Genomic DNA, 22,072 nt, shown 5'->3' on the forward strand with positions numbered 1-22,072 from the left:
CGTGGAATCCCGATCTCTGCCGGTTCCTGACGGGTTGGACGGCACGCGGGTGGATGCCGCGCTCGCGAAGCTCATGGGGTTTTCCCGCACCTTCGCGGCGGATGTCGCAGCGGCCGGTGGTGTCCGTCTGGACGGCGTGACGCTCGGCAAGTCCGACCGCTTGCACGGCGGCGGGTGGCTCGACGTCGAATGGGCGCCGAAAGAGGCTCCGCGGGTCATCCCGATCGCCGTTCCCGAGCTCGGGGTCGTGTACGACGACGATGACATCATCGTGGTCGACAAACCCACAGGCGTCGCCGCGCATCCGTCTGTCGGATGGGAGGGGCCCACCGTCGTCGGAGCACTCGAGGCCGCCGGCTTCCGCGTCGCGACGAGTGGCGCTGCCGAGCGTCAGGGGATCGTGCACCGGTTGGACGTCGGTACGAGCGGTCTCATGGTCGTCGCGAAGTCCGAGCAGGCGTACACGACGCTGAAGCAGGCGTTCAAGGACCGCACGGTCGAGAAGATCTATCACGCCGTCGTGCAGGGGCACCCGGATCCGCTGGCGGGAACGATCGACGCGCCCATCGGGCGCCATCCGAACCACTCCTGGAAGTTCGCCGTCGTTCCGGACGGGAAGCCCTCGGTGACCCACTACGAGACGCTCGAAGCCTTTCCGGGTGCGTCGCTCCTCGAGGTCCACCTCGAGACGGGACGTACGCATCAGATCCGTGTACACATGGCAGCTCATCGGCATCCGTGCGTCGGGGACCCGCTGTACGGCGCCGACCCGACCATGTCAGCCCGGCTCGGACTCACCCGCCAATGGCTGCACGCGCATCAGCTCGCTTTCGCGCATCCGACGACCGGCGACTGGGTGCAGTTCGAATCCCCGTACCCCGAGGACTTCCGGCACGCGCTTGACGTGCTCCGCGGTGAGTAGTCCGCGCTTCTCCGATGCGATGTCTGCGGGCTGCGGCACACTGAGCGCATGAGCATCGAGGTTCGTCCTGCGACCGTCTTCGACGATGTCGCGACTCTCGTCGGGCCGAAGAAGTCCACGTCGAATGTGTGCTTCTGCCTGAGCTATCGCATCGGCAACAAGGAGAACGTGGGGCTCAAGGGCCCCGCCCGAGCGGACCGGGTCCGTGAGCTGTGCCACGAGGACCCTCCGCCCGGCGTGATCGCCTATCTCGACGACGAGCCTGTCGGCTGGGCGGCACTGCATCCGCGGCGCGACACGAGCTTCGCCCGCAATCGGCTCATCCCCCAGATCGATGACCTCGACGTCTGGTCGCTGTGGTGTTTCCGAGTACGCCCCGGTCACCGCAAGCAGGGCATCTCCCATGCGCTGATCGACGGTGCTGTCGCATACGCGACAGAGCGCGGCGCGCCCGCGATCGAGGGTTATCCGGTAGACAACGGGGGCGAGAAGGTGAACCTGACGATGGCGTATGTCGGCACGCGAGCGCTCTTCGAGAGCGCGGGGTTCGTGAAGGCGGCCGATACCGGGTCTGTGCTGGACGGGTTCCCGCGGGTGCTGATGAGGCTCGATCTTCGATGAGGGGGCACCTCTGAAGGGTCCGGCGCCGACCTCCGGTGTCGGGGCTCCGCCGTAGACTCGAAGCATGGCAGCCGACTCCTTCGCCCACCTCCACGTGCACAGCGAGTACTCGATGTTGGACGGTGCGGCGAAGATCACCGCGATGACGCAGGCGGCCGCCGATTACGGGATGCCGGCCATCGCGGTCACAGATCACGGCAACACCTTCGCGGCGTTCGAGTTCTACAAAGCGGCGAACGCCGCGGGCGTCAAGCCCATCATCGGACTCGAGGCGTACGTCACCCCGGGCACGCACCGCAGTGACAAGTCGCGAGTGCAGTGGGGATCACCCGAGCAAAAGAGCGATGACGTCTCGGGGTCCGGCGCGTACACCCACATGACGATGTGGAGTGAGAGCACCCAGGGCATGCACAATCTGTTCCGCCTCAGCTCCCGGTCGAGCATGGAGGGGTACTACTTCAAGCCGCGCATGGACCGCGAGCTGCTCCAGACCTACTCCAAAGGACTGATCGCGACCACGGGGTGCCCGTCCGGTGAGATCCAGACCCGCCTGCGTCTCGGGCAGTACGACGCCGCACGCGCGGCCGCGGCCGAGTTCCAGGATCTCTTCGGCAAGGAGAACTACTTCGCGGAGATCATGGACCATGGTCTCTCCATCGAGCGACGGGTGATGACCGACCTGCTCCGCCTCGCGAAAGACCTCAACATCCCCCTCGTCGCGACCAACGACTCGCACTACACACACCAGCACGAGGCCGACGCGCACGAGGCGCTCCTCTGCGTGCAGTCGGGTTCGACGATGGACGACCCGAACCGGTTCAAGTTCGACGGCGACGGCTACTACATCAAGACCGCCGCCGAGATGCGGCAGCTGTTCCGCGACCACCCCGAAGCATGCGACAACACGCTCCTGATCGCCGAGCGCTGCGAGGTCGAGTTCGACACCTCGGCGAACTACATGCCGCGCTTCCCGGTGCCCGACGGTGAGACCGAGGACAGCTGGCTCATCAAGGAGGTCGAGGCCGGCCTCCACTACCGGTACCCCGGTGGCATCCCCGACAAGGTGCGCAAGCAGGCCGAGTACGAGACCGGCATCATCCTGCAGATGGGATTCCCCGGTTATTTCCTCGTCGTCGCGGACTTCATCAACTGGGCCAAGGACAACGGGATCCGCGTCGGGCCCGGCCGTGGTTCCGGTGCCGGGTCGATGGTCGCCTATGCGATGCGGATCACCGACCTCGACCCGCTCGAGCATGGGCTGATCTTCGAGCGCTTCCTCAACCCCGATCGTGTGTCGATGCCCGACTTCGACGTCGACTTCGATGACCGTCGCCGCGGCGAGGTCATCGAGTACGTCACGGAGAAGTACGGCTCCGAACGCGTCGCCCAGATCGTCACCTACGGCACCATCAAGTCGAAGCAGGCGCTGAAAGACGCCGGGCGCGTCCTCGGCTTCCCGTTCAGCATGGGGGAGCGGCTCACGAAGGCGATGCCGCCGCCCGTGATGGGCAAGGACATGCCCTTGGACGGCATGTTCGACTCGGCTCACCCCCGGTACAAGGAAGCGAGCGAGTTCCGTGCGCTGATCGAGACCGATCCGGAGGCCAAGACCGTCTTCGACCGCGCTCTCGGTCTCGAAGGGCTGAAGCGTCAGTGGGGCGTCCACGCCGCCGGCGTGATCATGTCCTCCGACCCCCTGCTCGACATCATCCCGATCATGAGACGCGAGCAGGACGGCCAGATCGTCACGCAGTTCGACTACCCGTCGTGCGAGTCGCTCGGACTGATCAAGATGGACTTCCTCGGGCTTCGCAACCTCACGATCATCTCTGATGCGCTCGACAACATCCGCACGAACCGCGGCGAAGAACTCGACCTCGAACACCTCGGTCTCGACGACCCAGGGGTGTACCAGCTGCTCGCGCGCGGAGACACCCTGGGCGTCTTCCAGCTCGACAGTCCGCCGCTGCGCTCGCTGATGCGCCTCATGAAGCCGGACAACTTCGGTGACATCTCGGCGCTCATCGCCCTGTATCGGCCGGGCCCGATGGGTGCCAACTCTCACACGAACTACGCACTGCGCAAGAACGGGGTGCAGGAGATCACTCCCATCCACCCCGAGCTCGAAGCGCCGCTCGCGGAGATCCTGGAGGAGTCGTACGGGCTCATCATCTACCAGGAGCAGGTCATGGCCATCGCTCAAGCGGTCGCCGGATTCAGTCTCGGACAAGCAGACATCCTCCGTCGCGCGATGGGAAAGAAGAAGAAGTCGGAGCTCGACAAGCAGTATGAGGGCTTCGCGGGCGGCATGAAGGAGCGCGGCTTCGGCGAGGACGCGATCAAGGCGCTGTGGGACATCCTGCTGCCCTTCTCGGACTACGCCTTCAACAAAGCCCACTCGGCGGCATACGGACTCGTGTCGTACTGGACCGCTTATCTCAAGGCGCACTATCCCGCCGAGTACATGGCGGCGTTGCTCACCAGCGTGGGCGACTCCAAGGACAAGATGGCGCTGTACCTGAACGAGTGCCGCCGCATGGGGATCAAGGTCCTTCCGCCCGACGTCTCGGACTCGATCAACTTCTTCGCGGCCGTCGGAGACGACATCCGCTTCGGCCTCGGCGCCGTGCGCAACGTCGGGAGCAACGTCGTTGAGGGGATCGTGCAGGCGCGCAAGGAGGAGCGGTTCACCTCGTTCCACCACTTCCTCGACACCGTGCCGTTGCATGTCTCGAACAAGCGCACCGTGGAGTCCCTGATCAAGGCGGGCGCCTTCGATTCGATGGGCGACACCCGCCGGGCGCTCATGGAAGTACACGAAGATGCGGTCGAGGCAGCCGTCGACCGCAAGCGCAACGAGGCACAGGGAGCGATCGGGTTCGACTTCGACAGCCTCTACGACGGCATGGAAGAGGTCGCCCCGGCCAAGGTGCCCGCGCGCCCCGAGTGGGTCAAGAAGGACAAGCTCGCCTTCGAGCGGGAGATGCTCGGTCTCTACGTGTCCGATCATCCGCTCGCCGGGCTCGAGGTGCCGCTCGCCAAGCATGCGTCGATCTCGATCCACGACCTGAACAACTCCGAGGACCTGCAGGACGGCGATCAGGTGACCGTGGCCGGGCTCGTGACCAGCGTGCAGCACCGCGTGGCCAAGGCGAGTGGTAATCCGTACGGCATGATCACGGTCGAGGACTTCAACGGCGAGGTCACCGTGATGTTCATGGGCAAGACGTACACGGAGTTCCAACACACCCTGCAACAGGACGCGATCCTCGCCGTTCGAGGGCGCGTGTCCCGGCGTGATGACGGCCTCAACCTGCACGCGCAGTCCGCGTTCGCGCCCGACGTCGGCTCGTTCGACGCCGCCGGGCCACTGTCGTTGGTCTTGGCGGAGCAACGCGCCACCGAGCGGGTGATGGGGGAGCTCGCCGAGGTCCTGCGCCGGCACAACGGCGACACGGAGGTGCTGCTCCGCGTGCACCGAGGCGGCACCGCGAAGGTCTTCGAGGTGCCCATGCCGGTGAAGGTCTCGGCAGACCTCTTCGGTGACCTCAAGTCCCTTCTCGGACCCGCCTGTCTGGGGTGAGCGGGTAGGATCTTGAGCCGTCGGCAGCACGACGAATCCCCCCGTCGAGCACGGTGACGAAAGGACCACGCATGAGCACGGAACTCCCCGAGCCGGATGTCGAAGTCGCGGACTTCGGCGACGACGACGGCGTCCTCTACGACGAAGACGTGACTCCGGAGTACGGGATCCTCGGATTCACCCTCCGTGAGCTGCTCATCGTCAGCGTGTGGCTGGTCTCCTTCGTCGTATCCTTCTTCCCGCTGGCCGGGGGTGCCTCACTGTGGGCCGTCGGAATCCAGTGGATCCTTCCGGTGGGTCTCCCCACGGTCGCCGTGTTCCTGCTCGTGCTCCGCCGCTTCTCGCCTGAGGGCATCCGTCGCGTCGGATCGCTCGGTATCGACCAGTTCGCTTCGGTGGCGTTCTCCGTGGCAGCCGTCGTCTGGGCCGGGAACGTGTGGCTCACGACCTCGGGGCTCATCGCGACGGGCTTCTGGTCGCTTCCGTGGAACGGGGTGGTGATGGCCGTCACCTCTCTGGCTCTGGTCGTGCTCACGGTCTTCGCTCCGCTCATCCCGGGGCTGAAGGAGGACTTCCACGGACGTCTGGTCACCCTCGCCCACCGCAACGCCAACCCGGTGCGTCCCGTCATCGCGCGCCCGCGACCCGAGCCGGTCGCCGCGGAGCCCGTGGACGAGTCCGCGGTCCCGTCGATCGAGGACGCCGACGGCGAGACACCGGAGACCCACGCGACGGATGAGGTCGACCGTGTCGACCTCGCCGCCCAGGTACCACTCACGGCGCATGCGTCCGGTGGCGACATCGGCACGGTGCACGGTGCGGACGAGGAGGAGTACGTGCCCACGTACTCCCGGCGTTCTCGGGCGCAGGACCCGGAGATCGTCTCGGATACCGGAAGCATCGAGTCCCTTCTCGAGACCGCGGCGACCTCCGAGACGGTTGTCGTCCCCGACGACACGGAAGCTCCGATCGTGGAGGGTTTCGCAGATGCGGACCTTGATGCGACGAACCCGCGCGAGTCGACTCCGGTCGCGCAGCCGTTCTGGATCCTCGCGCCTTCTGAGCGTGACGTTCACGACGAGCGCGGCGACGCGTTGTTCCGCATCGGGCCGAACGCCTGGGCGCTCGTGATCGAAGACCGCGGAGGTGCTTACGTCGTCCGACATGACGACGGACGGATCGGCTACCTCCACGACATCTCCGACATCACGAAAGGCTGAAATGCGCACGATCGATCTGCGGGGGCGCGAGCTCTCGCCCGCTGACATGCTCGCCGCCGTACCGCGAGCCACGCAGGCGCGCGCGGAGGCACTCGACACCGCCGCTCGTCTCGTCGACGACGTGCGCGGCCGCGGCGAAGCCGCTCTGCGTGAGCAGGCGGAACGCTTCGACCAGGTCACCGGACACTCCGTCCGGGTTCCCGCAGCGCACATCGACGAAGCGCTGGCCGACCTCGCCCCCGAAGTGCGTACCGCTCTCGAGGAGGCGATCCGCCGCGTGCGGCTCGCGTCTGCGGCCCAGGTCCCGGCCACGCAGGTGACCCGGATCGGCGACGGCGCCGTCATCACACAGCGCTGGCAGCCCGTCCACCGCGTTGGTGTGTACATCCCCGGTGGGAAGGCGGTCTACCCGTCGAGCGTGATCATGAACGTCGTGCCGGCTCAGGTGGCCGGCGTGGCGCAGATCGCCCTGGCGTCGCCCCCGCAGGCGGACCAGGGAGGGCGCATCCACCCGACGATCCTCGCCGCGGCGGCCCTGCTGGGAGTGACCGAGGTCTATGCGATGGGGGGAGCGGGCGCGATCGGTGCCTTCGCGCACGGTGTCTCCTCGCTCGGGCTCGACCCTGTCGACGTCGTTTCCGGGCCCGGCAACAACTACGTCGCGTCCGCCAAGCGCGCGGTCGCCGGCGTCGTCGGGACGGACTCGGAGGCCGGCGCCACCGAGATTCTGGTGGTCGCCGATGCTGAGGCCGATCCGCGCCTCATCGCCGCCGACCTCGTGAGCCAGGCTGAGCACGACGAACAGGCATCCGCGGTCCTGGTCACGGACGCGGTGGAACTGGCTCACGACGTCGCCACCGAAGTCGCGCGGATCGCCGCTCTCACCCGCCACAGTGATCGCGTTGCGGCGTCGTTGGGAGGACCGCAGTCGGCGATCGTCCTCGTCGACGATCGTGCCATGGCGACGGCGTTCAGCAATGCCTACGCACCGGAACACCTCGAGCTCCACCTCGCCGATGCGGAGAGCGCCGCGGCGGCCTTCACGAGCGCGGGAGCGGTCTTCGTCGGAGATCAGACGCCGGTGAGCCTGGGCGACTACATGGCGGGGAGCAACCACGTGCTCCCGACCGGCGGTCAGGCGCGGTACGCACCGGGACTCGGCTCGTACACGTTCCTGCGTCCTCAGCAGGTGATCTCCTACGACCGGACCGCGCTGGCAGCCGTGCGAGCGGGAGTCGTCGCACTCGCCGAATCCGAGGCGCTGCCGGCGCACGGTGAAGCGATCGAGGCGCGCTTCACCGCGTAGGATCGGTCAGATGCACTGCCCCTTCTGCCGTCATCCCGACTCCCGCGTCATCGATTCCCGCACCAGTGACGACGGGCTCTCGATCAGGCGACGTCGTCAGTGCCCGGAGTGCGGTGGCCGTTTCACGACCACCGAGACGGCGAGCCTGAACGTCATCAAGCGTTCCGGAGTGATGGAGCCGTTCAGCCGGGAGAAGGTCATCTCCGGAGTGCGTAAGGCATGTCAGGGGCGCCCGGTGACCGAGGCCGACCTCGCCATCCTGGCGCAGCGCGTGGAGGAGGCTGTTCGCCAGACGGGGGTGTCTCAGCTCGATACGAACGAGATCGGTCTGGCCATCCTCGGTCCGCTGCGCGATCTCGATGAGGTCGCGTTCCTCCGCTTCGCCAGCGTCTATCAGGCGTTCGACTCGCTCGAGGACTTCGAGGCGGCGATCACCGACCTCCGCGCCGACCACACGAAGCAGGAGTCCGAGGAACGGTAATCTGGCAGGGATGTATCCGCTGCTCTTCCGCGCTGTCCTCTCGCGCTTCGATCCCGAGTTCACCCACCACGCCGCCATGGCGGTGATCCGCGTGCTCGGCATACCCCCGGTCTCCTGGGTGACCCGTGCGCTGACCGCCCCGGATCCGTCCTTGCGTGTCGAAGCACTCGGCCTGAGCTTTCCGTCGCCGTTCGGCGTCGCCGCGGGCTTCGACAAGAACGCCGTCGGCGTCCGCGGGCTGGCGGCCCTCGGCTTCGGCCACGTGGAGATCGGCACCGTGACGGCGATCCCGCAGGAGGGGAATCCCAAGCCGCGTCTCTTCCGTCTGACGGCCGACCGGGCTGTCATCAACCGGATGGGCTTCAACAATGACGGCGCCGATGCCGTAGCCCGTCGCCTTGCTCGACTGCGCCGAGGAGCACCCGACACGGTGATCGGCGTCAACATCGGCAAGAGTCGCGTGGTGGAGGTCGAGAATGCGACTGCCGACTACGTGGCCTCGGCGACCCGCCTCGCGCCACTGGCCGACTATCTCGCGGTGAACGTGTCGTCCCCGAACACCCCGGGACTACGCGGTCTGCAGGCGGTGGAGACGCTCGCGCCGCTGCTGCGCGCGGTCAAGGAAGCGTCGGGGTCCACACCGCTGCTCGTCAAGATCGCTCCGGACCTTCCGGATGAGGAGATCACCGCCATCGCGGAGCTGGCCGTCACCGAGGGGCTCGCCGGAATCATCGCGCACAACACCACGATCAGTCGCGACGGATTGCTCTCGGACGCCGCGGCGATCGAGGCCGCGGGCGCCGGCGGACTGTCGGGGGCACCATTGAAGAAGCGCTCGCTCGAGGTGCTCCGGATCGTGCGCGACGCCGTACCGGCAGAGTTCTGCGTGATCGCGGTGGGCGGCGTCGAGACCCCGGCCGATGTGCAGGAGCGCGTTGAGGCCGGAGCCACGCTCGTGCAGGGTTACACGGGTTTCCTGTACCGCGGTCCGTTCTGGGGCCGCGAGATCAACAGGGGACTGGTCAGTCGGGGTACTGCCCGCGCTTGACCTGCGGCTTCGGCAGTCGCATGAAGCGCATCTGCAGCGCGCGCATCGCGGCGTACCAGCCGAGGCCTCGCTCGAGGCGCTCCTTGCCGAACTTCGCGGCCGCCTTCCGCTTGACCCGCATCCCGAGCAGCACCATGCCGCCGATCGCGATCACGAGGTAGCCCATCATGACGATGTACGCGTAGAACGAGATCATCATGTTCGTCGGCAGGAGCGAGGCGAGGATGACCAGCACCATGACGCCCATCACGAACTCGGCCGGGTGCCAGCCCGCGTCCACGTAGTCGCGCACCCAGCGGCGCTGCGGGCCCTTGTCGCGGACCGGGAGGTACTTCTCCTCGCCGGCGGCCATGCCGGCCTGGGCGCGCGCGCGACGCTCGTTGAGCTCGGCTTTGGCGGCCGCCTTCGCCTCTTTGGTGTTGGCGACCAGGGGGCGGCGGCGTGCTGCCTCCTGCTCCGCGCGGGTCGGCGTCGCGCGCCCCTTGCCGACGGCAGTCGTCTCGGAGGCGTCGTCGTTCGTCGAAGGGGAGGCGGGGTTAGTGGACACGGAGTTCCTCGGTTCGCTGGCGGGGGATCACCTTAAGATTACTCGCATGACCTCTCCTGTTCTTCCCCCCGAGTCCGACGCTGCCGTTCTCGAAGCCGTGGCCACCGGAATCCCTGCTGCACTGTCGGATCTCGGTCACCTCGTGCGCATCCCCGGGATGGCGTGGCCGGCGTTCGATCAGACCCAGCTGGAGCGCAGCGCGGCCGCTGTCGCATCCTTGGCCGAGGACACCGGTGTCTTCGACGAGGTCCGCGTACTGCGCGCAGCGATCCCCGGCACCGATGAGCAGGGTCAGCCGGCGGTGCTGGCCACTCGCGCGGCGCGGAACGGGAAGCCGACGATCCTCCTCTACGCGCACCACGACGTGCAGCCTCCCGGTGACGACGCGCTGTGGGAGACGCCGCCGTTCGAGCCGACGGTGCGGGACGGTCGTCTCTATGGGCGTGGTGCGGCGGACGACAAGGCGGGGGTCATGGCGCACATCGCGTCGATCCGCGCCGTCAGCGAGGTACTGGGGGACGACCTCGACCTCGGTATCGCGATGTTCATCGAGGGGGAGGAGGAATACGGTTCCCGCTCCTTCGCGCAGTTCCTGTCCGACAACAAGGAGGCTCTGCGCGCGGACGCCATCGTGGTCGCCGACTCCGGCAACTGGGATTCCGTGACCCCGGGGCTCACGGTCTCGCTGCGCGGGAACGCCCGCTTCACGCTGCGCGTGCGCACGCTCGACCACGCGTCCCACTCGGGGATGTTCGGTGGAGCGGTCCCCGACGCGATGATGGCCACGGTCACGCTGCTCGCAACGCTCTGGGATGAGGACGGGGCGGTCGCCGTCGAAGGAATGACCGCGCGCGATGCCGACACCCCGGACTACACCGAGGCCACGCTGCGGGATGAGGCCGGACTGCTTCCGGCTACGACCCCGATCGGCAACGGGACGATCCTCAGTCGGATCTGGAACAAGCCGTCGGTCACGGTCATCGGCATCGATTCCACGACGGTGGCTGCGGCCTCCAACACGCTCCTTCCCGAGGTGACCGTGGTGATCAGCGCCCGGGTGGCGCCGGGACAGACGGGACAGGAAGCGTACGAGGCGCTCGAAGCCCATCTGCGTGCTCATGCACCGTTCGGAGCGGAGCTCACGTTCTCCGATGTCGACCTCGGCGACGGCTTCCTCGTGGACACGAGCGGGTGGGCCGTGGCGTTGACGCGCGACGCGATGCGTGACGGCTACGGGGTCGCTCCGATCGATCTCGGCGTGGGCGGATCCATCCCCTTCATCGCCGATCTGGTCCGGGAGTTCCCCGCAGCGCAGATTCTCGTCACGGGCGTCGAGGACCCCCATTCGCGGGCCCATAGCCCGAACGAATCGCTGCACCTGGAGACGTTCCGCCATGCCGTGGCGAGCGAGGCTCTGCTCCTGGCGCGGATGAATGCCACCGAACTCTGAGCCTCACCGCGTCTGCGGCGGTAGAATCGTCGAGAAGCCGTGCACCTGCGGCCCGTCACAAGGAGCGACATGAGCGACACCACCCTCTCCCCAGAGACCACCCGCGCACACGGCGTCACCCTGACCGACGCTGCCGCCACGAAGGTGAAGAACCTCCTCGAACAGGAGGGGCGCGACGATCTGCGCCTCCGCGTCGCCGTACAGCCCGGCGGCTGCTCGGGGCTGATCTACCAGCTGTACTTCGACGAGCGCTACCTCGAAGGCGACGAGACCGTCGACTTCGATGGCGTCGAGGTGATCATCGACAACATGAGCGTCCCCTATCTCGACGGTGCGGCGATCGACTTCAAGGACACGATCTCCGAGCAGGGGTTCACGATCGACAACCCGAACGCGGCGGGTAGCTGCGCGTGCGGCGACAGCTTCCACTGATCCCCGCTCCGCGGACCACGGCCGCCGTCACCGATCGGTGACGGCGGCCGTTCTGCATCCGGCAACCTGCGTGGATGGCATGAATCAGGTGTGAGGTTGCCCTAGACTTGGGTGTGCTCTGTTCGCGATCTGAAAGGTGCATCGTGCCCTCGAAACGCAGCCTTCGTTGGGCCGCCCTCCCCGTGGGAGTTGCGGCAGCCTTGGCCTTGGCGGGATGCTCTCCCACCGAGCTGAACGGCTTTCTTCCGGGCTTCGTGGAGAACGGCCCCGCGGCCACCAATCAGACCGAGCGCGTCTCCTCGCTCTGGGTGAACTCGTGGATCGTGCTTCTCGCCGTCGGAATCATCACCTGGGGCCTGATGGCCTGGGCTGCGATCGCGTACCGCCGTCGCAAGGGCCAGACCGGCCTGCCGGTGCAGATGCGCTACAACATGCCGATCGAGATCTTCTACACGATCGTCCCCCTCATCCTCGTGCTGGGCATGTTCTTCTTCACGGCTCGCGACCAGACCGCGATCGAAGCCAAGTGGGACGACCCCGATGTCGAGATCACCGCGATCGCCAAGCAGTGGGCGTGGGACTTCCAGTACGACGGCGACCAGGAGGACAACTCCGACGCCGTCTGGACGATGGGAATTCAGGCCCAGCCCGACAAGGACGGCAACATCGACCAGGCGCAGCTGCCCACGCTGGTGCTGCCGGTCGACAAGAAGGTCACGATCAACCTGCAGTCGCGTGATGTCATCCACTCCTTCTGGATCATCGACTTCCTCTACAAGAAGGACATGTACATCGGGAAGGACAACTCCTGGTCCTTCATCCCGACCCGCGAGGGCGAGTACGCCGGCAAGTGCGCCGAGCTCTGCGGTGAATACCACTCGATGATGCTCTTCAACGTGAAGGTCGTCTCCGAGGACGATTACGAGGCCTACCTCCAGACGCTCGAAGAGAAGGGCAACACGGGCGACATCACCGACGCCTACGACCGTCTCTCGAACTTCCCGGGAACGACCCCGACCGACACCGAGGAAGGAGGGGAGTAAGCCATGTCGACCACCGAAGCTCCCCGTACCGACGAGGCTCCCAGATCTCGTCCCACCAGTCTGCCCGCGCGTCAGGCCGCTCTCATGAGCTCCTCGCGGGTGGAGCAGAAGGGCAACATCGTCGTCAAGTGGATCACGTCCACCGACCACAAGACGATCGGGTACATGTACCTGATCGCCTCGGTGATGTTCTTCCTCCTCGGCGGCGTGATGGCGCTGGTCATCCGCGCCGAGCTCTTCGCGCCGGGGATGCAGATCATCCCGACGAAGGAGCAGTACAACCAGCTGTTCACCATGCACGGCACGATCATGCTGCTGATGTTCGCGACGCCCCTGTTCGCGGGATTCGCCAACGCGATCCTCCCGCTGCAGATCGGGGCGCCCGACGTCGCCTTCCCGCGTCTCAACGCCTTCGCCTTCTGGCTCTTCCTCTTCGGCTCGACCATCGCGGTCGCGGGCTTCCTCACGCCGCAGGGCGCCGCCTCCTTCGGGTGGTTCGCCTATCAACCGCTCGCCGGTGCATCCTTCTCGCCTGGTGCAGGTGGAAACCTGTGGATGGTGGGTCTCGGCATCTCCGGTTTCGGAACGATCCTCGGTGCCGTCAACTTCATCACCACCATCATCACGATGCGTGCTCCGGGCATGACCATGTGGCGCATGCCGATCTTCTCGTGGAACACGCTCATCACGAGCCTTCTGATCCTGATGGCCTTCCCGGTGCTCGCTGCGGCCATCTTCGCTGCCGCCGCAGACCGTATCCTCGGCGCTCACATCTACGACCCGGCCAACGGCGGCGTCCTGCTCTGGCAGCACCTGTTCTGGTTCTTCGGTCACCCTGAGGTCTACATCATCGCCCTGCCGTTCTTCGGAATCGTGTCGGAGATCTTCCCGGTCTTCAGCCGCAAGCCGATCTTCGGATACAAGACGCTCGTCTACGCCACGATCGCGATCGCGGCGCTCTCCGTGGCCGTGTGGGCCCACCACATGTACGTCACCGGCTCCGTCCTGCTGCCGTTCTTCGCCTTGATGACGATGCTCATCGCTGTGCCGACCGGTGTGAAGATCTTCAACTGGATCGGAACGCTCTGGCGAGGTTCCGTGACCTTCGAGACGCCGATGGTGTTCGCCCTCGGGTTCCTGGTCTCGTTCGTCTTCGGTGGTCTGACCGGTGTGATCCTGGCCGCCCCGCCGCTGGACTTCGCGCTCTCCGACTCGTATTTCGTCGTCGCGCACTTCCACTACGTCGTCTTCGGTACGGTCGTGTTCGCCATGTTCGCCGGCTTCTACTTCTGGTGGCCCAAGTGGACTGGGCGCATGCTCAACGAGCGCCTCGGATACGTGCACTTCTGGTTGCTGTTCATCGGCTTCCATATGACGTTCCTCATCCAGCACTGGCTGGGTGTCGACGGAATGGTGCGACGCTATGCGGACTACTCCGCCGCCGACGGCTGGACCTGGCAGAACCAGGTCTCCACGATCGGTGCGGTCATCCTCGGTGCCTCGATGCTTCCGTTCTTCCTGAACGTCTGGATCACGGCTCGCAAGGCTCCGAAGGTCACGGTCAACGATCCGTGGGGATACGGTGCCTCGCTCGAATGGGCGACGTCCTGCCCGCCGCCGCGTCACAACTTCACGTCGATCCCGCGCATCCGCAGCGAGCGTCCTGCATTCGACCTGAACCACCCGGAGGCCGCCGAGTTCGCGACCACGGCACCCGGCGAGCGAGAGGCCCACTAAGTCATGCGCGACAACGTCATTCTCTGGTGGATCCTGACGGCGTTCTTCGCCCTCGTCGGCGTGATCTACACCGGCTGGCACATCCTGGCCACACCGGCAGACAACTTCGCCATGCGGATCGAGTGGGTCGGTACGGTCGCTCTGTTCTTCTCGGCGTTCATGGCCGCGATGATCGCGTTCTATCTGGACCGCACGCACAAGGCGCAGAGCGGCGAGCTCCCCGAGGACATCCTCACCGCGGACATCGATGACGGTGACCCCGAGCTCGGCGAGTTCAGCCCGTGGTCGTGGTGGCCGATCGTGCTCGCGGCATCTGCGGGCGTCTTCGTCGTCGGTCTCGCCGTCGGGCACTTCCTGCTCCCGATCGGTCTCGCGATCTTCGTCGTGGCGATCGTCGGCTGGGTGTACGAGTACTACCGCGGCAACTTCGCTCGCTGACGCGACAGACACGAAGAAGGCCCCCGGATCTGTCCGGGGGCCTTCTTCGTGCTGAGACAGGGATCAGGCGCGGGTTCTCACGCGAGCGACCCCGGTGAGCGGATCGACCGGGCGTCGATGCGTACCATCGGCGTCCTCCACCGGGTAGCCTTCACGCACCCAGTATTCGAATCCGCCGATCATCTCGCGCACGTGGTAGCCCAAGCGGGAGAACTCGAGCGCGCCCTTCGCTCCGGCGTTGCACCCAGGGCTCCAGCAGTAGACCACGACCTCAGCGTTCGGGGAGATCTCGCGCGGTGCTCTGGTCGCGATCTCGCTGTAGTGCATGTGGATGGCACCGGCAACGCGTACTTGAGCCCACGCCTCCTCGGACCGTACGTCGACCACGACGATGTCGGTCTCCTCCTGGCGGGCAGCATGGACGTCACTGGCGTCGGTCTCGTAGGCGAGCTTGGCGGCGTAGTAGTCGGCGCGGTCGATCATGGGTCCAGCCTAGGTCGCTGCCGCGCACGAAGCCCTCCGCATTCCTGCCGATCGGGGTGCGAAAACCGTCAGCGACGTCGCCAGGCGGGGTCAGAGCTGCGCTGTCATCTGCACGCGGGGCGCGTAGTCGAGCAGGCCGAGCTCCTCTTCGACTCCGAGCAGACTGCGCAGGAACGGGGTGTCCGGCGTCGTCTCGGCGAAGCCGCATGACGCGTAGAACGGTGCATTCCAGGGAACATCGATATACGTGCGGAGCGTCATGGTCGAGTGACCCCTGCGTCGTGCCTCGGTCATCCCCGTCGTCACCAGCTGCCGTCCGACCCCTTGTCGTCCGAAGTCGGGAAGCACCGAGAGCTGTTCGAGGTGAGCGCTTCCCTCGACCTCCAGAACGTGTACGAAGCCGGCGAGGGCCAGTGGTGAGATCCCGACCGCGTCATGTTCGGCCACGAGAACGAAACCCGGCACCGTGGCTCGCTCTTGCGGAGGCGTTGGCGGCGGCCAGTCGCTGGCGTCGAACCTTTCGATCAACAGCGCATCCGCGGCGACCTCTATGCGCTCGATGGCCGTGTTGTCGGTCGGACGTGCCGGACGGATCGAGACTTCCATGATCACGAGTCTGCGACGGCGGCGATCGCCTCGATCTCCACGAGTTGGTCGTCGTAGCCCAGAACCGTGACGCCCAGCAGAGTGCTGGGCACATCGTGGGAGCCGAATGCGGCGTGCACCACGTCCCAGGCCGTGACGAGGTCTGCCTGAGATGTGGATGCCACCAGCACACGCGTGCTGATCACATCGGTCAGGTCGGCTCCTGCGACCTTCAGCGCCGCCTTGAGCGTCTCGACACAGTGCGCAGCCTGAGCCGCGTAGTCACCGGGTGCTGCGGTCGAGCCGTCATCGTTGAGCGGGCACGCGCCGGCGAGGAAGATGAGGCGAGATCCGGCCGGTGCGGTGGCTGCGTAGGCGTAGGGAGTCGCGGCGAGGTTCTCCGCACGGATGAGGCTGACGACGGATGACATGTTTGGTCCTTTCATCGGGCATGTTACGAAGAAGGCCCCGTTCGGGTGAGCGGGGCCTTCTTCGTTGGGGAGGAGCGAGGGATTACTCGCTGTCCTCCGACTTCTTCTTGCGAGGCTTCTTCACCGGCTCTGTGGCGATCACGGTGCTCGGAGTGTTCGGCGTCTCGTCGACATGCGTCTCGTCGACCGTGAGAGGGGCGTCAGGGAAGCCGGCGCGCTCGTGAGCACCCAGGATCTCCGCGGCCTCGGTCTCCTCGTTGTGAGCCGTGACGTGGTGCTGATGGGCGTCGGCGGCCTCGACCTCGGCCTGCGTGAGCGGTGCGAGGCGGTCCTCGAAGAACCAGCGAGAGATCGAGGAACGGAGGTTCTCCGTCCACGGGATGCGGCCCTTGGCGTTCGGACGCACCACGAGAGGCTCGTAGCCGTCGACGTCGATGAGCTTCCAGCGGTCGTACTTGTCGACGGGCTGGTGCACCTCGATGAACTCACCGCCGGGGAGGCGGACGATGCGTCCGGACTCGTAGCCGTGCAGAACGATCTCACGGTCCTTCTTCTGCAGCGCGATGCAGATGCGCTTGGTGACGAAGTATCCGAGGATCGGGCCGAGGAACAGGAGCGCCTGCAGCGTGTGGATCACGCCTTCCATCGTGAGCATGAAGTGCGTCGCGATGAGGTCGGAGGAGGCTGCTGCCCACAGGACCGCGTAGAAGACGACACCCGCGACACCGATCGCCGTACGCGTCGCCGCGTTGCGGGGGCGCTGAGCGATGTGGTGCTCACGCTTGTCTCCGGTGACCCACGCCTCGAGGAACGGGTAGATCGCGACGATGACGATGAACAGACCGAGCACCAGAACCGGGGCGATGATGCCGAACGACCAGGTGTGGTTGAGGAACACGACGTCCCAGTTCGACGGAGCCAGACGCAGTGCACCGTCGGCGAACCCGATGTACCAGTCGGGCTGGGTGCCGGCGGAGACGGGCGACGGGTCGTACGGACCGTAGTTCCAGATGGGGTTGATCTGGAAGAACGTCGCGATCAGCACGATGGTGCCGAAGACGATGAACAGGTAACCGCCCATCTTCGACATGTACACGGGCATCATCGGGTAGCCCACGACGTTGTCGTTCGTGCGGCCGGGGCCCGCGAACTGCGTGTGCTTGTTGACGATCATCAGCATCAGGTGCACGACGATCAGCGCGATGACCAGCATCGGCAGCAGCAGGATGTGCAGCGTGTACAGACGGCCGACGATGTCGGTTCCTGGGAACTCTCCACCGAAGAGGAGGAACGAGGTCCACGTGCCGATCAGAGGGAGACCCTTGATCATGCCGTCGATGATGCGGAGACCGTTGCCCGACAGCAGGTCGTCGGGGAGCGAGTAGCCGGTGAAGCCCTCTGCCATCGCGAGGATGAAGAGGATGAACCCGATGACCCAGTTGAGCTCACGCGGCTTGCGGAATGCGCCGGTGAAGAACACCCGGAGCATGTGCACGCCGATGCCGGCGATGAACACCAGCGCGGCCCAGTGGTGGATCTGACGGACGAGCAGGCCGCCGCGCAGATCGAAGGAGATGTGCAGCGACGACTCGAGCGCAGCCGACATCTCGATACCACGCATCGGGGCATAGGCGCCGGTGTAGTGGGTTTCGACCATCGACGCCTGGAAGAAGAACGTCAGGAAGGTTCCGGAGAGGAACACGACGACGAAGCTCCACAGCGCGATCTCGCCGAGCATGAACGACCAGTGGTCGGGGAAGATCTTCCGTCCGAGTTCCTTGACGAAGCCGGAGATGCTGGTGCGCTCATCGATGTAGTTCGACGCGGCACCGACGAAGCGGCCGCCGAGGGGCGCTTTGGTGTCCTTGTCCTCTTTGGACAGCGTTGCGGTGCTCAATGGCGCTCCCAGAAGCTCGGGCCGACGGGTTCCTTGAAGTCGCTGCGTGCGACCAGGTAGCCCTCGTCATCGACGGTGATGGGCAGCTGCGGCAGCGGGCGTGCCGCAGGGCCGAAGATGACCTTGGCGTGGTCCGTGACGTCGAACTGCGACTGGTGGCACGGGCACAGGAGGTGGTGTGTCTGCTGCTCGTAGAGAGCCACGGGGCAGCCGACGTGCGTGCAGACCTTGGAGTAGGCGACGATGCCGTCGTAGGACCAGTCCTTGCGGTCCTCGGCCTCGATCAGCTGCTCGGGACGCAGGCGCATCATGAGGACGATGGCCTTGGCCTTCTCCTCGAGGTACCCGTCGTGGTGGCTGAGCGTGGCCAGCTCCTCAGGGATCACGTGGAATGCGGAACCGAGGGTCACGTCCGCAGCGCGGATCGGGGTGCCGTCGGGATCGCGGACGAGGCGGCTGCCCTCTTCCCACATCGTGTGCTTGAGGAGTGCGACCGGGTCTCCCGCGGTGGGGTCGTCCGGTGTGGAGTGCGGAGCGAGGCCACGGAACAGCGTGACCCCGGGGATGATGGAGGCGACGATCGCGGCGAACAGGGAGTTGCGGATCATCGAGCGGCGCCCGAAGCCGGATTCCTCGTTCGCGTCGGAGAACGCCTTGATGGCGGCCTCGCGCGTCGAGTCCTTGCCCCGAGTCGGGTGCCGGTGCTCGATGAACTCCTTGTCGGACATGAGCGCCTTGGACCAGTGGATCGCGCCGATTCCGAGGGCCAGCAGCGCGAGAGCGATGCCGAGACCGATGAAGAGGTTGTTCTGGCGGATGTCGATGAGCGCGCCGCTCTCGATCGGGAAGAGCATGTAGGCGGCGACCGCCCAGATGCTTCCCGCGAGCGAGAGGTAGAACAGCGTGTAGACAGTGCGGACAGCGGCCTTCTCGGCGCGCGGGTCCTTGTCGGTCATCCGCTCGCGATGGGGCGGAAGCCCGGGGTTCTGCACGGGATCGCTGACTGCGACACCCAGCCCCGGAGAGGGCTGGTAGGCCCTGTCAAGAGCCTGCGAGTCGTCGTCGTGTGCCATGGTGCTCCTCGTACGTTCCTCTTCGATGAATAAGCGTCAGTTGGACTTCGCCGTGATCCACACGGTGGCGGCGACGAGCGCGCCGATACCGAAGATCCACACGAACAGTCCCTCGGAGACAGGTCCGAGAGAGCCGAGCGAGAAGCCGCCCACCTGCACGGACTGCTGCTGGAAGAGCAGAGCCGAGATGATGTCGCGCTTGTCCTCGTCGGACAGGTTCATGTCACCGAAGACCGGCATGTTCTGCGGGCCCGTGACCATGGCCGCATAGATGTGCAGGGCACTGGTCTCGGTCAGGGCCGGGGCGTACTTGCCCTCGGTGAGTGCTCCACCGGCCGCAGCGACGTTGTGGCACATGGCGCAGTTCACTCGGAAGAGCTCGGCTCCGTGTGAGACGTCGCCCTCCCCGTCGAGGATCCGCTCGTCCGGGAAGGTCGGGCCGGGGGCCGTGGACTGCACGAACGACGAGATCGCGAGGATCTGGTCCTCGGTGAACTGCGGCTCCTTCTGCGGCGCCTGCGGACCCTGCATCTGCAGAGGCATGCGGCCGGTCGACAGCTGGAACTCGGTCGCCAGCTCGCCCACGCCGTAGAGGCTGGGGCCGTTGGCGGTTCCCTGCAGGTCGAGACCGTGGCAGGTGGCGCAGTTCGCCGTGAACAGCTTCTCGCCGTCCTCGACGGTCAGCTGTGTCGTCGCGGTCTGCGTGTCGGACGCAGCGAATGCGGCGGTCGCGCCGGCATAGACCGCGCCGGTGATCATGAGGCCTGCTCCGATGAGCGCGGCCGCCGCCAAAGGGCTGCGACGACCGCTGGAACGGCGCTTCTTCTCTCGTGCCATCTCGGGGATCAGCTCCGCTCTTATTTCAGGAAGTAGATAACGAGGAACAGCACGATCCAGACGACGTCGACGAAGTGCCAGTAGTAGGACACCACGATCGAGGAGGTCGCCTCCTTGTGCCGGAAGTTCTTGACGGCGTAGGCGCGGCCGATGACGAGCAGGAACGCGACGAGGCCACCCGTGACGTGCAGGGCGTGGAAGCCGGTCGTCAGGTAGAACGCAGAGGCGTAGGAGTCGGCGCCGATCGGCATGCCCTCAGCGACCAACTGCGCGTACTCCCAGACCTGGCCGGAGACGAAGATCGCGCCGAGGGCGAAGGTGAGGAAGAACCACTCGACCATTCCCCAGCCGAACAGGCGACGGCGGCCTGCGCCGTTCTTCTGCCCCTTGCCGATCTTGTAGGGCTGCAGGTCTTCTGCCGCGAACACGCCCATCTGGCACGTGAACGAGGACAGGACCAGGATCGCCGTGTTCACTGCGGCGAACGGAACGTTCAGCAGCTCGGTCCGGTCCGCCCACAGCTCCGGTGAGGTGCTGCGGAGGGTGAAGTAGATCGCGAAGAGTCCCGCGAAGAACATCACCTCACTGCCGAGCCACACAATGGTGCCGACAGCTACCGGGTTGGGCCGCTTGATCGTTCTCGCCGCCGGGGCATACGTCGCTGAGGTCGTCACCCCTCCATTATGGCCGATCCTCGGGCGTGATTCTTGCACCAGCGGCCTCCGATTCGCCCGCATGCGACTTAGGGGACCCTAAGAAAACACTGCGAATACTCGGTGAATCCGCGGGAAACAAGGGTCGGTGATCGATCCAGCGCGTGATCGGACGGGCCTGCATGTTTTCTGCGCGCCGATAGGATCGCACACATGGCTGATTCGCTGACCTGGTCCGACGTGCTCACCTCTCTGCTGGAACGTCGCGATCTCAGCGTGTGGGAGTCCACCTGGGCGATGCGCCAGATCATGCAGGGAGGCGTCAGCGAAGCTCAGCTCGCAGGCTTCCTCATCGCTCTGCGGGCGAAGGGGGAGACGATCGACGAGATCGTCGGCTTCCGCGATGCGATCCTGGAGGCGGCCGTGCCGCTGCCGGTGTCGCCGGATGTGCTCGACATCGTCGGGACGGGCGGCGATCGTGTCGGCACCGTGAACGTGTCCACCACGGCGGCGATCGTGATCGGTGCGACCGGTGTGCCCGTGGTCAAGCACGGCAATCGCGCCGCGAGCTCGGCCTCGGGCTCGTCGGACGTGCTCGGAGCGCTCGGACTGGAGCTGTCCCTCGACCCCTCGGACGTCGCGACCATCCTCGACCGCACCGGAATCACATTCGCGTGGGCAGGTGCCTTCCACCCCGGCTTCAAGCACGCGGGCGCCGTGCGTGCGCAACTGGGCGTGCCCACCGTGTTCAACATGCTCGGGCCGCTCTGCAACCCCGCGCGCGCGGAAGCCAACGCTGTGGGGGTCGCGCAGATCGAGCGCGTTCCGCTCATCACCGGTGTCTTTCGGACTCGTGGCGCCACGGCGCTCGTCTTCCGCGGAGACGACGGGCTCGACGAGCTCACCACGACAGGTCACAGCCGGATCTGGGAGGTCACTCGCGGAGACATCCACGAACATGACCTCGACCCGCGCGATCTGGGCATTCCGATCGCCGATCTCGCCGACCTGATCGGCGGGTCGCCCCAGCACAACGCGGAGGTGCTCCGACGCACACTGGCGGGGGAGTCCGGAGCGGTGCGCGACATCGTGCTCCTCAATGCCGCTGCCGGCATCGTGGCGTTCGAGCTGTCGCAGGATGCGGGTCAGGTGCAGCGTCCGATACTGGAGCGCCTGCGCGAAGGCTATGAGAAGGCGTCGGCCGCGGTCGATGATGGCCGTGCGCTGGCGAAGCTCGACCAGTGGATCGGTGTGAGTCGCGAGCTCTCGGCGCCGAAGGAGTGAC

Annotated in this window: 21 protein-coding genes; 13 read left to right on the top strand and 8 right to left on the bottom strand. The window is 66.1% G+C overall.

Features of this window, described 5'->3' with window-relative positions; genetic code table 11:
* The first annotated feature begins 1 nt into the window (after position 1).
* From LC041_RS09565 to LC041_RS09595, 7 genes are all read left to right on the top strand, one after another.
* A complete protein-coding gene (locus LC041_RS09565; RefSeq protein ID WP_226532878.1) occupies positions 2-922 on the top strand; it encodes an RluA family pseudouridine synthase in 921 nt (306 codons plus the stop codon).
* 48 nt (positions 923-970) lie between these two features.
* Positions 971-1,543 carry a GNAT family N-acetyltransferase gene (locus LC041_RS09570; RefSeq protein ID WP_226532879.1) on the top strand — a complete coding sequence of 191 codons (573 nt, stop codon included), beginning with the start codon at positions 971-973 and terminating at the stop codon, positions 1,541-1,543.
* Between the two features lie 64 nt (positions 1,544-1,607).
* Positions 1,608-5,126, top strand: coding sequence for a DNA polymerase III subunit alpha (gene dnaE, locus LC041_RS09575; RefSeq protein ID WP_226532880.1), 3,519 nt, complete (start codon positions 1,608-1,610; stop codon positions 5,124-5,126).
* 71 nt (positions 5,127-5,197) lie between these two features.
* On the top strand, positions 5,198-6,346 hold the full coding sequence (locus LC041_RS09580) for a hypothetical protein (RefSeq protein ID WP_226532881.1): 1,149 nt from the start codon (positions 5,198-5,200) through the stop codon (positions 6,344-6,346).
* Position 6,347: 1 nt separating this feature from the next.
* Entirely contained in the window at positions 6,348-7,652 is a 1,305-nt protein-coding gene (gene hisD / locus LC041_RS09585; RefSeq protein WP_226532882.1) for a histidinol dehydrogenase, read from the top strand.
* A gap of 10 nt (positions 7,653-7,662) precedes the next feature.
* Positions 7,663-8,133 (top strand): transcriptional regulator NrdR, encoded by a 471-nt coding sequence (gene nrdR / locus LC041_RS09590; protein WP_226532883.1) that lies wholly within the window; start codon positions 7,663-7,665, stop codon positions 8,131-8,133.
* A gap of 10 nt (positions 8,134-8,143) precedes the next feature.
* Complete coding sequence (locus LC041_RS09595; protein ID WP_226532884.1) at positions 8,144-9,181, top strand: quinone-dependent dihydroorotate dehydrogenase; 1,038 nt, start codon at positions 8,144-8,146, stop codon at positions 9,179-9,181.
* Here the strand turns inward: LC041_RS09595 and LC041_RS09600 are convergent.
* Positions 9,156-9,728 carry a DUF3043 domain-containing protein gene (locus LC041_RS09600; protein ID WP_047524057.1) on the bottom strand — a complete coding sequence of 191 codons (573 nt, stop codon included), beginning with the start codon at positions 9,726-9,728 and terminating at the stop codon, positions 9,156-9,158. The two genes, LC041_RS09595 and LC041_RS09600, sit on opposite strands and share 26 nt — an antisense overlap.
* A 46-nt stretch (positions 9,729-9,774) precedes the next feature.
* On the opposite strand from LC041_RS09600, the gene LC041_RS09605 reads away from it, so the two are divergent.
* From LC041_RS09605 to LC041_RS09625, 5 genes are all read left to right on the top strand, one after another.
* Positions 9,775-11,178, top strand: a complete 1,404-nt coding sequence (locus LC041_RS09605) for a dipeptidase (RefSeq protein ID WP_226532885.1) — start codon at positions 9,775-9,777, stop codon at positions 11,176-11,178.
* 69 nt (positions 11,179-11,247) lie between these two features.
* A complete protein-coding gene (gene erpA, locus LC041_RS09610) occupies positions 11,248-11,610 on the top strand; it encodes an iron-sulfur cluster insertion protein ErpA (protein WP_017830247.1) in 363 nt (120 codons plus the stop codon).
* Positions 11,611-11,753: 143 nt separating this feature from the next.
* Positions 11,754-12,653, top strand: coding sequence for an aa3-type cytochrome oxidase subunit II (ctaC, locus tag LC041_RS09615; protein WP_226532886.1), 900 nt, complete (start codon positions 11,754-11,756; stop codon positions 12,651-12,653).
* A 3-nt stretch (positions 12,654-12,656) separates the two neighbouring features.
* Positions 12,657-14,390: an aa3-type cytochrome oxidase subunit I gene (gene ctaD, locus LC041_RS09620; protein WP_226532887.1), complete on the top strand. Its 1,734-nt coding sequence runs from the start codon at positions 12,657-12,659 to the stop codon at positions 14,388-14,390.
* A 3-nt stretch (positions 14,391-14,393) separates the two neighbouring features.
* Positions 14,394-14,828: a cytochrome c oxidase subunit 4 gene (locus LC041_RS09625; protein WP_047524053.1), complete on the top strand. Its 435-nt coding sequence runs from the start codon at positions 14,394-14,396 to the stop codon at positions 14,826-14,828.
* Positions 14,829-14,891: 63 nt separating this feature from the next.
* On the opposite strand, the gene LC041_RS09630 is transcribed toward LC041_RS09625, so the two are convergent.
* The 7 genes from LC041_RS09630 to ctaE form a co-directional block, all read right to left on the bottom strand.
* Positions 14,892-15,311, bottom strand: a complete 420-nt coding sequence (locus tag LC041_RS09630) for a rhodanese-like domain-containing protein (RefSeq protein ID WP_226532888.1) — start codon at positions 15,309-15,311, stop codon at positions 14,892-14,894.
* Positions 15,312-15,401: 90 nt separating this feature from the next.
* Positions 15,402-15,917 (bottom strand): GNAT family N-acetyltransferase, encoded by a 516-nt coding sequence (locus LC041_RS09635; RefSeq protein WP_226532889.1) that lies wholly within the window; start codon positions 15,915-15,917, stop codon positions 15,402-15,404.
* A 2-nt stretch (positions 15,918-15,919) separates the two neighbouring features.
* The gene (locus tag LC041_RS09640; RefSeq protein ID WP_226532890.1) at positions 15,920-16,327 is read right to left on the bottom strand and encodes a RidA family protein; all 408 of its coding nucleotides are present in this window, start codon (positions 16,325-16,327) and stop codon (positions 15,920-15,922) included.
* Positions 16,328-16,409: 82 nt separating this feature from the next.
* Positions 16,410-18,224 carry a cytochrome bc1 complex cytochrome b subunit gene (qcrB, locus tag LC041_RS09645; RefSeq protein WP_226532891.1) on the bottom strand — a complete coding sequence of 605 codons (1,815 nt, stop codon included), beginning with the start codon at positions 18,222-18,224 and terminating at the stop codon, positions 16,410-16,412.
* Entirely contained in the window at positions 18,221-19,297 is a 1,077-nt protein-coding gene (gene qcrA, locus LC041_RS09650; protein WP_226532892.1) for a cytochrome bc1 complex Rieske iron-sulfur subunit, read from the bottom strand. The genes qcrB and qcrA overlap by 4 nt, the downstream gene beginning before the upstream one ends.
* 36 nt (positions 19,298-19,333) lie before the next feature.
* On the bottom strand, positions 19,334-20,134 hold the full coding sequence (qcrC, locus tag LC041_RS09655) for a cytochrome bc1 complex diheme cytochrome c subunit (RefSeq protein ID WP_226532893.1): 801 nt from the start codon (positions 20,132-20,134) through the stop codon (positions 19,334-19,336).
* A gap of 20 nt (positions 20,135-20,154) precedes the next feature.
* Positions 20,155-20,808, bottom strand: a complete 654-nt coding sequence (ctaE, locus tag LC041_RS09660) for an aa3-type cytochrome oxidase subunit III (RefSeq protein ID WP_131491265.1) — start codon at positions 20,806-20,808, stop codon at positions 20,155-20,157.
* Between the two features lie 192 nt (positions 20,809-21,000).
* Here ctaE and trpD point away from each other — a divergent pair, with 192 nt between their 5' ends.
* The gene (gene trpD / locus LC041_RS09665) at positions 21,001-22,071 is read left to right on the top strand and encodes an anthranilate phosphoribosyltransferase (protein ID WP_226532894.1); all 1,071 of its coding nucleotides are present in this window, start codon (positions 21,001-21,003) and stop codon (positions 22,069-22,071) included.
* The last annotated feature ends 1 nt before the right edge of the window (position 22,072 follow it).

This window comes from Microbacterium paraoxydans, assembly GCF_020524545.1.
Lineage (GTDB): Bacteria > Actinomycetota > Actinomycetes > Actinomycetales > Microbacteriaceae > Microbacterium > Microbacterium paraoxydans_C.